Here is an 11,293-nt window from a genome sequence, read left to right as displayed (position 1 = left end):
CCTTGGCCACCATCTTGGGCCAGAACTGCGTCGGCACATGGCAATCGGCACAGGTTGCCTGCACGCCGGAAGCGCTGCTGAAATGCGGGGTCTTGATATATTCCTGATAAACGGTGTCGTGCATCTCGTGGCACGAAATGCAGAAATCCATCCGGTTGGTATAGTCGAGCACCTTGTGGAACCCGATCCACAGCACGACCCCGGCCAGAATGCCGCCGGTCAGCAGCGCAAGGGCGATCGAGGTCCTGGTCCGCCCGCGGCCGGCAGGTCGGCGAGTGTCAGCCATCTGGTGTATTTCCTTCATGTCTTGATCGCACCCGGCGCGGCAGGCACCGGTTGGTGCCTGCCGCTTCGCGATGTATCTGGATGTCGGGCTCAGGCGATTGCCTGGAAGATCGTGATATCGGGCGCCTCGCCCTGGTATTTCTCGATCTCGGCCAGCGCGGTATGGCCGCAGTTCCCCTGCGCAAGGCTCGATGTGCCCACGTCGCGCGTCAGAACGTTGACGTCGCCGTGCTTGCACAGCGCTCCCGGCACGCCCGGCTCCTGCGGGTCGTACCAGCCGCCTTCCGAAAGCTTGATATGCGAGCGGCTGATCGTGTCGGAAACCACCGCACCGGCCAGCACCTGCCCGCGATCGTTGTAGATGCGGACGAGATCACCGTCGGAAATGCCCCTTTCGGCCGCGTCTTCGGGGTTGATCAGCACCGGTTCGCGGCCCTTCACCTCGTAGACATGGCGCAGTTCGGCATTGTCGAGCTGCGAATGCAGCCGGTACATCGGGTGCTGGGTGTTGACGTGCAGCGGGTATTTGTCCGACATCGCACCGCCCAGCCGCTCGAAGGGTTCCATCCAGGTCGGATGCGACGGACAGTCCTCATAATTGTACCCGCCGATCTGACGCGAATTGATCTCGAACAGGCCCGAGGGTGTCGCCACCGGGTTCAGCAGCGGATCCTCGCGGAATGCGGCGTATTGCACATAGTTTTTCGCCTCCTCCGTCACCGAATAGGTCAGCACCGACTCCTCGTTCCAGAACGTGTCGAAATCGGGAAGCTCCAGACCCTTGGCCTCGGCGTCCTTCAGCCCCTCCTCGTAGATGTGCCTGAGCCACGCCATCTCGTCGCGGCCTTCGGTATATTCCTGCTCGAAACCCAGCCGCCTGGCAATTTCGCTGAAAACCGCATAGTCGGAGCGGGACTCGAACAGCGGATCGATCGCCTTCTTCATCGCGGCAAGGCCGACATTCTGTTCGCTGATCACCGACATGTCGTTCTTTTCGAAGTTGGTGGCGATGGGCAGCACGATATCGGCAAAGCGCGCCGTCGGCGTCCAGAAAAGCTCGTGGACGATGATGGTCTCGGGATTCTGCCAGAACTTGATGTGCTGGTTGCGCTCCTGATGGTGGTGCATCGGGTTGCCGCCGACCCAGTAGACAAGCCGCAGATCGGGTGCCGTGTAACGCGTGCCGTTGTAATCGTATTCGGCGCCGGGGTTTCCCATGACCCACGGAACCCGCGAGCACGGAATCGCCGCCGGAAGCCCCTCGGGCGCGACGCCGGCCGAAAAGCCGGGGAAGACCGGAGCGGTTCCCTTGGGCGTGCCGTAGTTGGAATAATGCAGGGTGAAATCGGCGCCGCCCCCCGGCAGGCCGATATGTCCGAGCATGCAGCCCAGCGTGAAGGCCATCCACGGACCCTGTTCGCCATGATGCTGGCGCTGAATCGACCATCCCATGGTGATGAGCGTCCGCTTCGAGGCCATCTCGCGGGCAAGTTCCCTGATCCGTTCGGCATCGACGCCGCAGATCTCCGCGGCCCAGTCCGCCGTCTTCGGCGTGCCGTCCGCCTCGCCGGTCAGATAGGCGGCAAATTCGTCGAAGCCGACGCAGTAATCGGCAAGGAACGCCTCGTCGTGCAGACCCTCGTCGAGAAGCGTATGCGCAACGCCGATCATCATCGCCACGTCCGTGCCCTGACGCGGCGCGATCCAGTCGCTGCCAAGAAGCTCCGCAGTCTGGTTGCGGATCGGATCGACCACGATCGACGGCTTGCCCGACGCCTTGAACTCATCCAGATATTGCAACCCGGCGTGGTTGGGAACGTTGAAGCCGATGCGGTCGCAGATCGCCGGGTTCGAACCCCAGAACACGATAAGCTCCGTATTCTCGATGATCCCGGGCCATGCCGAGCCGTCATAGAAGGAACCGCCGATCACGTAGGGCAGGATCACGCGAATGGCGCCGGTCGAATAGGTGTTCACGTCATCGACATAGCCGCCATGCAGGTTCAGCAACCGGTACATGTTGTTCTGGCAGTTGTGCAGAAGCCCCGGCGTCTGCCAGCCGTAGGAACCGCCATAGATACTGCCGTTACCGTGGGTCTGCTTGACCCGTTTCAGCTCGCTGGCGATCAGGTCGAGCGCCTCGTCCCAGCTGACGCGGACGAATTCGCCCTTGCCGCGTTCCGTCCGGTCGCTGTCGACGCCCTTTTCGAGGAAGCTCTTGCGCACCATCGGGTATTTGATGCGATCCGGCGAATAGACCCAGTCGGGCAGGGTATCGAGCATTTCGACCGGATGCAGGTCGGCCTCATGCGGGCGCACGCCGACGATCCGTCCGCCCTCGACCTTGAAATAGCCGATGCCGAAGTGCGACCCGTTGACGATCTCTCCGTCCATCACGGCGTCGCCGGCGGCCGCGAGGGCAGGGCGCAGCAACGACGGTGCAAGAAGGGTTCCCGCACCAAGCGCGGTGATCCCCTTCAGGACAGACCGGCGGGAGGTAAGAGTGAAATGCTGGCTCATTACGAGTCCTCCGTAGCTTGATGCTGGGCGGGCGCCGCGTGCTGCGCGCTTTCGCCGTTGGGGTTGGTGGTCGAAGAAACACCGGCCGCGACCGGCGCGGTACGCTCCAGTACGAGAAGTGCGTCGAGGATGCGGGCGGCGGCGGCGTAGAACCCGCTTGTATCGCTGGCGATGCAGCGGGCGCAGAATTCCGGGCCCCAGAGCAGCAGGTGCCGGGCCAGCAGTTCGCGCCGCCCGGCCTCGGCCTCGCCGTCGTTGTCGGCGCGGAACGTCAGATAGGCCAGCAATTCGAGCTCGACAGCGATATGATCGGCCGGTTCCGGCCATCCGTCGGCGCTCAGCCCGTACCGGCCGAGCAATTCCCCGATCTCGGTGGTTGCCTGCTGGCAGATCCGGCCCCTTTCACTGGTATAGACGGATTCGTAGACCGGAACCTGCTGCGGCCCGTAGACGAGAAAGAGCCGCGCGAAGGCGGCGGCGAGATCGCGCACCTGCCGGTCGTTGCCCTTCCAGCCCGCAGTCAGCGCAACGATCCGCCCGGCATCATCGCCCAGGGCGGGGACCGCGGCGATCCGGGCAAGCACCTCGCGCCCCTCACCGGACAGATAGGCGGCGAGCGTTGCGGATGTCTGCTCGCGGGCGAAGACACCCGACAGCCACAGGTAGATCTCGGCTCTGACAGCGTTTTGGGAAACAGCGCGTTCCGAGCCTGAAACAGCTATCCACTGCTCCATGCCTTGTATCCCGATTCGTTACCTTTGCGCGTTCCTTGCTCGATAATGATCGGTTGAATCTCATATGTAAATGCGACAAACCAACTGTATTGTCAATTTATGTATTTAATGTTTAACATCATAAGTCGATTGCAATCATATGACGTATAATGATATTTTATACGATAGCAGAAATTGCGGCGGCTGCGCGGGCGGCCGATGGGAAGCCGGTGCCACCGGACCCCGTGACGCATGGAGCCCGTGGCGGAGGGCCGGGTTTGCCGTTGCGAGCGGCGCGGCCCGGACGGTATCGTCGCCCGGCACAGTCAGGGAGCGTCAGGATGCAGGGCAGAGATACCGTGGCGGAAGACCGGCGCGCCACGTTGCGGCGGATGCTCGGCGGCACGCCGGTACCCGAAGCTGCGGCTGACCGCAGCGGCACCCGGAACCTCGGCGGATGGGTGCTGGAGGATCTGAGGTTTCGTGCCGCCGATGGCGAGCCGGTCCCGGCGTGGTTCCTGCACCCGCCCGACGGCGAGCCGCCGGTGCCGGCGGGTCTCTACTGCCATGCCCACGGCAACCGGTTCGATTTCGGCCGCGACGAACTGATCGAGGGGCGCCCGTCGCTGGCCGGCCCCTATGCGCCGGCCCTGCGGGATCTGGGCTGCGCGGCGCTGTGTATCGAGATGCCGGGCTTCGGCGCCCGCCGGCAGCCGGGCGAATCGGCGCGCACCAAGGCGCATCTGTGGCAGGGGACGACGCTCTTCGGCCAGATGCTGGCGGAGCTTTCGGCCGGCATCGGCTTCCTGCGGGCGCAGCCATCGGTCGACGGAAACCGGATCGGGACCCTCGGCCTGTCGATGGGCTGCACCCAAGCGTGGTGGCTGGCCGCACTGGACGGGCGGATCCGGGCGGCCTCGGCACTGTGCTGCATGGCCGATCTCGGCGAGCTTATCCGCACCGGCGCGCACGATCTGCACGGAATCTACATGACCGTGCCGGGGCTGACCGCCGCCCTGCGCACCGGGCAGATCGCGGGGCTTGCGGCGCCCCGCGCGCTTCAGATCTGCGCCGGCATGCGCGACCCGCTGACCCCGCCGGGCGCTTTCGCCATCGCCCGCGCCGATCTGGAAGATGCCTATGAGCGGGCGGGCGCGGCGGAGCGCCTGTCGTTTCATGTCGAACCCGCCGGCGGCCATGCCGAAACCCCGGCCATGCGCGCGGCTGTCCTGTCATTCCTGCGGGCGAACCTGATGGCCTGACAGGGGCGCGGTCGACGCCCGTTCGATCAGCGAACAAGCCAGTTCGATCCGCTTCGCCGGCAGTTGCAGGCTGGTGCCGCGCAGCTTCGCCGTTGTCGCAAGCAGATCGAGCGCCTGCGCGCCCACCGCCTGCATGGGGATCGCCACCGTCGTCAGGGCGGGGCTCACGAACTCGCCCTGCGGCAGCCCGTCGATCCCGATGACCGAGATATCGCCGGGCACCGACAACCCGGCATCCAGCAACCCAAGCACCGCCCCGGCGGCCAGAATGTCACCTGCCGCGAGGATCGCGGTAAACCGCTTTCCGGCGCCAAGCGCCCGCGCCACCGCCGCCTGGGCCGCCGCGACCGTCCAGTCCTCGACATCGACGACAAGCGCCGGGACGAAGCTTTCGCCCAGCACGTCGCGCAGCCCTTCGAGCCGCCGCAGGATGGTGCGGCGCCCCATCCGCGTCAGAAACAGGATATCCCGGTGCCCCAGCGCCGTCAGATGCCGCGCGGCGAGCGCCGCCGCCGACCGGTTGCACGGCGTGACCGAACTGATCCGCATCTCGGGATCGTCGCCGTTGATCAGCACAACCGGGCAGGGCAGGGCACGGATCGGCGGCAGCATCGCGTCGTCCACCGTCAGAAACAGCACGCCGAGGATACCGCCCGCCGCAACGGCGCGGCACAGATCCGACAGATCGCCGGACGACGGGAAGGTATGGGTTTCGATCTCCACCCCCAGCGCCCCGGCGCGCGCCTTCAGCCCCTCGATCACATGCAGCGTGAACTGGCTGCGCTGGAAATCGACCATCGCGTCGCCCGACGATGCCAGCAGCACCTTTCGCGCCGCCGGCGCGTCGGGCAGGGCATAGTTCATCTCGTGCGCGGTGGCCCGGATGCGTTCGGCCAGATCGCCGCGCACATAGCCGCGCCCCGAGATCGCGCGCGACACCGTCGCCGTCGAAACACCCAGGCGCCGGGCAATGTCGGATATGCGCGTTCGGGCCATGGGGTCTCCGGCATTGTGGAAGAAATTTACATATTGATCTGTTTCTTGCACATTGCAATCTTTTTTCAGGGAGGAGCCATGCAGACCACATCCGATTCCCTGCGGTCACGGGCGCGCGCCGCGCTCGACCGGCTTGTCGCCGGGCTGACATCGCTTGCCGACGACGGGCGGTTCGACGAACCCAACCTCGACGGGACGGCGGGCGATTACATCAGTTTCGACGCCTGGGAATGGCCGCAGGGCGTGGGGATGTTCGGGCTCTGCCAGCTCTGGCGCGACCGCGGCCACGACGCGGCGCTCGGCGCCCTGATCGGCGGCTGGTACGCGCGGGCGCTTGCGCGCGGCCTGCCGGCGCAGAACGTCAATACCACCGCCCCGATGCTGGGGCTGGCGCTCTACTGGGATCACACGCGCGATCCGGCACTGCGGGCGGTTCTGGACGACTGGGCCGACCGCCTGCTGGCCAGTGCTGCCCGCACCCCCTATGGCGGTTTCCAGCACGACGTGTCCGACCGGGTGAACCGGGGCGAGATGTGGGACGACACGCTCTACATGGTCGCGCTGTTTCTGGCCGCCTACGGGCAGGCCAGCGGGCGGCGCGATCTGGTGGCGGAAGCCGAGCGGCAGTTTCTCGTCCACGCCCATTTCCTTGCCGATCGCGCGACGGGGCTGTGGTTCCACGGCTGGACCTTTGACGGACGGCACAATTTCGCCCGGGCCCGCTGGGCGCGCGGCAATGCCTGGATCACCGCCGGCATCGTCGATCTGTTCGAACTGGCCGAGATCTCGCCCGCCGCCCGGGCCTTCCTGACCGATGCCCTGCGCGATCAGGCCGCGGCGCTGTTGCCGCTGCAGCAGGCCGGCGGCATGTGGCCGACGCTGCTCGACGAACCCGGCAGCTACGCCGAGACCTCGGCCACGGCGGGATTTGCCTATGGGCTGCTCAAGGGGGCACGGATCGGGCTGGGCACACCTCGCTGGCGCGCCGCCGGCCTGCGCGCGGTCGAGGCCGTTCTGGGCGCCATCGATGCCGGCGGCGTCGTTCACGGGGTCAGCTACGGCACCCGCATGGGGCACGACCTGCAGCATTATCGCGACATTCCCATTCAACCAACCGCCTACGGCCAGTCGCTGGCGATCCTCGCGCTGGTCGAGGCGGGCCGCATCCCGGAAGGAGGCCAGCCATGACGATGATCCAGCGCTACGGCGCGGGGCCGAACCAGATCGACGGCATGAGCGGACAGGCCCTGCGCGAGACCTTCATGCTCGAGGCATTGTTCACCGCCGGCGAAATCGCCTTCGCCTATACCCATGTCGACCGGATGATTGTCGGCGGCGCAGTGCCAACCGAAACGCCCCTGTCGTTTGGCGCGGGCGACGAGCTTGGCACCGAGCACTTCTTCACCGCGCGCGAGATGGGCATCGCCAATCTGGGCGGCGCCGGCTGGGCCGAGGTCGACGGCACGCGCCATCCGCTGGCCAACCGCGACGTGCTTTATGTCGGGCGGGGCAGCAGGGCGGTGACGCTCGGCAGCGCCGATCCGGGCCGGCCGGCCCGGTTCTACATGAACTCGGTTCCCGCCGGCGCCGACATTCCGACCCGGCTGATCCCCCGGAGCGAAGCGAAGGTTGTCGAGATGGGCGATCCGGCCAGGGCGAACGTCCGCTCGCTGGCGATGTATATCCACCCCGAGGTCGCACCGTCCTGCCTGCTGCTGATGGGGATCACCGATCCGGCTCCCGGATCGGTGTGGAACACCATGCCACCGCACCTGCACGAGCGCCGGATGGAGGCCTATTGCTATTTCGATCTGGCGGCGGAGCACCGGGTGATGCACTTCATGGGCCGCCCCGACAACACCCGCCACCTGGTGGTCGCCGACGGCGATGTCGTGCTGTCGCCGGCATGGTCGATCCACATGGGTGCCGGAACCGGGCCTTATGCCTTTGTCTGGGGCATGACCGGCGAAAATCAGGCCTATTGGGATTTCACCCCCGTTCCGGTGAAGGAGCTGCGCTAGAATGGCCCTCGTCGCCGATCAGGCCCTGACCCACTGGCAGGTTACACCGCTGAGCGAGACCGCCTATGACGTGCCCGACGCGCCGATGCAGGGCGAGATGGACTCGACCTTCTTCCTGACCAGGGACAGGAACGTCATCCCCCACACCTATCCGTGCCGGACCGCCTATATCGCCGAGGTACGGGGCAAGGCGCCGCAGCCGTTCTTCGCGCCCGACTGGTCCACCGCGCGCAACGTGCTGCCGATGGGCTCGGCGTTTCTCGACCTGTCGGGCTTCTGGTTCCGGGCAACGCGGCTGGGCGGCTGGGCGCGTACGGCGGTGCGGGCGCAGCAGGCCGGCATCGCGCGGCTCCGGCTGGGCATCTGTGGCGCGGCGCGGCTGGTGGCGAACGGACAGGCCGCGGGCTGGCTGTCGCCGGCCACCCGCAACGCAATGGAATACGCCGAGTTCGACGTGTCGCTTGCGGCGGGCGACAATGAAATCGCGGTCTGGTTCGAGGATCTGGCCGAACGCGACGCGGTATTGCGCATCCATCTCGTCTGGCTCTCCGGCCCGGTGGCCGAGGCGGCCTTTCCCTATGGCGCCGATCCGGCGACCGTCGCGGCGGTCGAGGCTTCGCTCGGGGCGATGCACCTCGACCGGCACCACTACGACAGGGACGATACGATCCGGCTGGTGTTGCCGGTCCCCTTCCCGGCCACGGTCGACGGCCGCGTTACCGTTGCCGGCCACTTCATGACCCACGACAGCCAGAGCCACCCGCTGCGCATTCCCGCCGGAGCCGAAGGGGCAGCGCTCTGCGACGCGGCGGGAATCGCCGCCGATTTCCGCTATTTCCACTTCGACATCGCCTGCAACGGATTCTCCACCTCCGCCAGGCTGGGGGCCGAGGTCAGCCACGCCGCCGCGCTCGGCGCCGCGCCCGGCCCGCAGGCGGCACGCATCGCCGAGGCGCTGGCCTGGATCGCCGCCGATGCCGAGGCCGATACCGAAAAGGCGCTGGCCTGCCTCGATATCGGCAGCCCGGCATCTCTGGCCGAGGCCATCCGCGCCATCGGGCTTGCACTGCCCGCCATCGAGGAATGCCGGGATTGCGCCGATTTCGCGCTGGTGCCACTGATCTGGGCGCGCAGCGCCTATGGCGACCTGCTGCCCGAAGCGCTGTGCGCGCGCATCGACCGGGCAATGCTGGCCTACCGCTACTGGATGGATGAGCCCGGCAATGACGTTCAGTGGTATTTCTCGGAAAATCATGCGCTTCTGTTTCATACCGCATGTTATCTCGCAGGTTTGCACCTGCCCGACGATACCTTTGTCCGCTCGCAACGCACCGGCCGCGCGCAATCCGAGGCCGGCGCCGCCCGCCTGCATGGCTGGTTCGATCATTTCGAACGGGCCGAGATGGCCGAATTCAACTCCGCTCCCTATTTCCCCATCGACCTCAAGGGGCTGACGACGCTTTATGCGCTGGCGCCCGACGGCGATTTGCGCCAACGCGCCGCGCAGGCGATCGAACGGCTGGTGACGATCATGGCGAACTCAGCCCATCACGGGGTGATGACCGGGGCGCAGGGGCGCAGCTACGAACATTCGCTCTGCGCCACCGACACGCTGGAACTGACCGGGATCGCCCGCCTGCTCTGGGGGCTGGGCGGCTACGGCGCCCATGTCAATTGCCTTGCGCAGCTTGCGCTCTGCCTGCGCGACCACGGGCTTGTGCTGCCCGATCTTGCCGCACGGGCGGCGTGGGCGGCGGATACGGCGCAGGAATGGACCTTCTGGCAGGGGCAGAACGCCTTTTGCCGCCTCTATCACCACAAGACCGCCGAAACCGCGCTCGGCTCGGCGGCGCTCTACCGCTGGGGCGACTGGGGTTATCAGGAGACGCTGGTCCATGCCCGGATCGGGCGCAATCCGCGTGCGCAGGTCTGGGTCAATCATCCCGGCGAGATGGTCCAGTCGGGCTATGGCCGCCCGTCCTACTGGGGCGGGTCGGCCAATGTGCCGAGGGTGCAGCAGTACCGCGATCTTGCCATCGTCATCTTCGACGGCGTGGCGCCACAGATCGGCTTCACCCACGCCTGGTTTCCCACCGAAGCCTTCGACGAATGGCAGGTGACCGGCGGCAGCGCCGTCGCCTGCGCCGGGCGCGGGCTTGTCGCGCTGCGCGGGGCAGGGCCGCTGGAACTGCAAACGACCGGCGGCGCGGCCGGAGCGGAACTGCGCCAGCCGGGCCGCGGCGGCAGATGGGTGCTGCGGGTCGGGATGGGCGACAGCGCCCCGGGTTTTGCCGAACGCCACGCGCTCGACCTGACGGAGGGGCCCGGCGGAGCATTCCGTCTCGAGGACCCCGACTATGGTACGGTGATCTTCCGCGCCGACGGCAGGGTCGAGGCCGAAGGGCGGGTGCTCGATCCGCGAAACTGGACGATGCAGGGGGAACGAAGGGAACTGCCGCTTTGATCGCGCCGCGCTACGAGCGGATACAAGCGGAAATTCAGTCTGCTACGGAACGATTCTCAGGGAGGAGATGAGACATGAAACGCAATTCCTTGAAACTGGCCATGGCCGCGACACTCGGCTCGACCTTGCTCGCCTCGGCAGCGCTTGCCGGCGACGTTCGCATCATGTGGTATTCCGACGGCGTGGAGGGCGATGTGCTGAACGACCTTCTCGGCCGCTTCATGCAGGACAATCCGGATATCAACGTGATCGTCGACAACGTGTCCTACCAGACCGTGCGCGAGCAGCTTCCGATCGCGCTCGAGGCCGGCGGCGGGCCCGATATCGCGCGGGTGACCGAACTCAAGGCGCTGGCCGATCACTGGCTCGACCTGACACCCTATCTGGCCGATGCCGATTACTGGCGCACCAATTACGGCGGACAGGCCGACTGGATGCGGCCCGACGGCTCCGGGGCCATCACCGGCTTCATGACCCAGCTCACCCTGACCGGCGGTTTTGCCAACATGACCCTGTTCGAACAGGCCGGGGTCGATCTGCCCGGCCCAGATGCCACCTGGCAGGAATGGGTCGATGCCGCCGCTGCGGTGGCCGAAAGCCAGGGATCGGCCGCCGCGATGGCGTTTGACCGTTCCGGCCACCGCCTGACCGGCCCGGCGATCAGCTATGGCGGCAATTTCGTCGCCGAGGACGGCATGCCGGCGCCCGTCGACCAGGGCACCCGCGCCTTCGTCGCCGATCTGGTGCGGTGGACCGAGGAGGGACGGAACCTGCGCGATGTCTGGGTCGCCGCGGCGGGATCGACCTATCGCGCCGGCGCGGACGAGTTCATCAACGCCAACGTGCCCTATTACTATTCCGGCAACTGGCAGATCTCGAACCTGTCCGACAAGATCGGCGACGGTTTCGACTGGCTCGCCACCGGCAGCCCCTGCGGCCCGGCCGCCTGCACGGGCATGGCCGGCGGTGCCGGGCTGGTGGCGATCAGGTACACCAGGGAGCCCGAAGCGGTCGCCCGGGTGATGGATTTCC

9 protein-coding genes are annotated in these 11,293 nt (G+C 66.7%); 5 read left to right on the top strand and 4 right to left on the bottom strand.

Annotation, left to right across the window (positions count from 1 at the left end):
• The 3 genes from ACK5IR_RS08395 to ACK5IR_RS08385 all read right to left on the bottom strand — a co-directional run.
• A partial coding sequence (locus ACK5IR_RS08395) for a NapC/NirT family cytochrome c (protein WP_416927829.1) occupies positions 1 to 286 on the bottom strand: 286 nt, incomplete at its 3' end.
• A gap of 89 nt (positions 287 to 375) precedes the next feature.
• Positions 376 to 2,805: a trimethylamine-N-oxide reductase TorA gene (torA, locus tag ACK5IR_RS08390; RefSeq protein WP_416927825.1), complete on the bottom strand. Its 2,430-nt coding sequence runs from the start codon at positions 2,803 to 2,805 to the stop codon at positions 376 to 378.
• On the bottom strand, positions 2,805 to 3,539 hold the full coding sequence (locus tag ACK5IR_RS08385; RefSeq protein WP_416927823.1) for a TorD/DmsD family molecular chaperone: 735 nt from the start codon (positions 3,537 to 3,539) through the stop codon (positions 2,805 to 2,807). The genes torA and ACK5IR_RS08385 overlap by 1 nt, the downstream gene beginning before the upstream one ends.
• Before the next feature lie 320 nt (positions 3,540 to 3,859).
• On the opposite strand from ACK5IR_RS08385, the gene ACK5IR_RS08380 reads away from it, so the two are divergent.
• Positions 3,860 to 4,780, top strand: a complete 921-nt coding sequence (locus ACK5IR_RS08380; RefSeq protein WP_416927821.1) for an alpha/beta hydrolase family protein — start codon at positions 3,860 to 3,862, stop codon at positions 4,778 to 4,780.
• Here ACK5IR_RS08380 and ACK5IR_RS08375 read toward each other — a convergent pair.
• Complete coding sequence (locus ACK5IR_RS08375) at positions 4,751 to 5,776, bottom strand: LacI family DNA-binding transcriptional regulator (protein ID WP_416927819.1); 1,026 nt, start codon at positions 5,774 to 5,776, stop codon at positions 4,751 to 4,753. The genes ACK5IR_RS08380 and ACK5IR_RS08375 overlap by 30 nt on opposite strands.
• A gap of 78 nt (positions 5,777 to 5,854) precedes the next feature.
• Here ACK5IR_RS08375 and ACK5IR_RS08370 point away from each other — a divergent pair, with 78 nt between their 5' ends.
• From ACK5IR_RS08370 to ACK5IR_RS08355, 4 genes are all read left to right on the top strand, one after another.
• Positions 5,855 to 6,964: a glycoside hydrolase family 88/105 protein gene (locus ACK5IR_RS08370; RefSeq protein ID WP_416927817.1), complete on the top strand. Its 1,110-nt coding sequence runs from the start codon at positions 5,855 to 5,857 to the stop codon at positions 6,962 to 6,964.
• Positions 6,961 to 7,797 (top strand): 5-dehydro-4-deoxy-D-glucuronate isomerase, encoded by an 837-nt coding sequence (gene kduI / locus ACK5IR_RS08365; protein ID WP_416927815.1) that lies wholly within the window; start codon positions 6,961 to 6,963, stop codon positions 7,795 to 7,797. The genes ACK5IR_RS08370 and kduI overlap by 4 nt, the downstream gene beginning before the upstream one ends.
• A 1-nt stretch (position 7,798) precedes the next feature.
• Positions 7,799 to 10,261 (top strand): hypothetical protein, encoded by a 2,463-nt coding sequence (locus tag ACK5IR_RS08360; RefSeq protein WP_416927813.1) that lies wholly within the window; start codon positions 7,799 to 7,801, stop codon positions 10,259 to 10,261.
• A 74-nt stretch (positions 10,262 to 10,335) separates the two neighbouring features.
• Positions 10,336 to 11,293, top strand: a 958-nt coding sequence (locus ACK5IR_RS08355; protein WP_416927811.1) for an ABC transporter substrate-binding protein, incomplete at its 3' end; no start/stop codon positions are given.

The organism is Tropicimonas sp. (genome assembly GCF_047971885.1).
Classification (GTDB): domain Bacteria; phylum Pseudomonadota; class Alphaproteobacteria; order Rhodobacterales; family Rhodobacteraceae; genus Tropicimonas.
This window is presented reverse-complemented; position numbering and strand designations above follow the sequence as displayed.

Excerpts from the sequence above, each read along its gene's own strand:
- kduI (WP_416927815.1), top strand. The coding sequence starts at position 6,961 with ATGACGATGATCCAGCGCTACGGCGCGGGGCCGAACCAGATCGACGGC.
- ACK5IR_RS08380 (WP_416927821.1), top strand. The coding sequence starts at position 3,860 with ATGCAGGGCAGAGATACCGTGGCGGAAGACCGGCGCGCCACGTTGCGG.
- ACK5IR_RS08370 (WP_416927817.1), top strand. The coding sequence starts at position 5,855 with ATGCAGACCACATCCGATTCCCTGCGGTCACGGGCGCGCGCCGCGCTC.
- ACK5IR_RS08375 (WP_416927819.1), bottom strand. The coding sequence starts at position 5,776 with ATGGCCCGAACGCGCATATCCGACATTGCCCGGCGCCTGGGTGTTTCG.
- ACK5IR_RS08385 (WP_416927823.1), bottom strand. The coding sequence starts at position 3,539 with ATGGAGCAGTGGATAGCTGTTTCAGGCTCGGAACGCGCTGTTTCCCAA.
- torA (WP_416927825.1), bottom strand. The coding sequence starts at position 2,805 with ATGAGCCAGCATTTCACTCTTACCTCCCGCCGGTCTGTCCTGAAGGGG.
- ACK5IR_RS08360 (WP_416927813.1), top strand. The coding sequence starts at position 7,799 with ATGGCCCTCGTCGCCGATCAGGCCCTGACCCACTGGCAGGTTACACCG.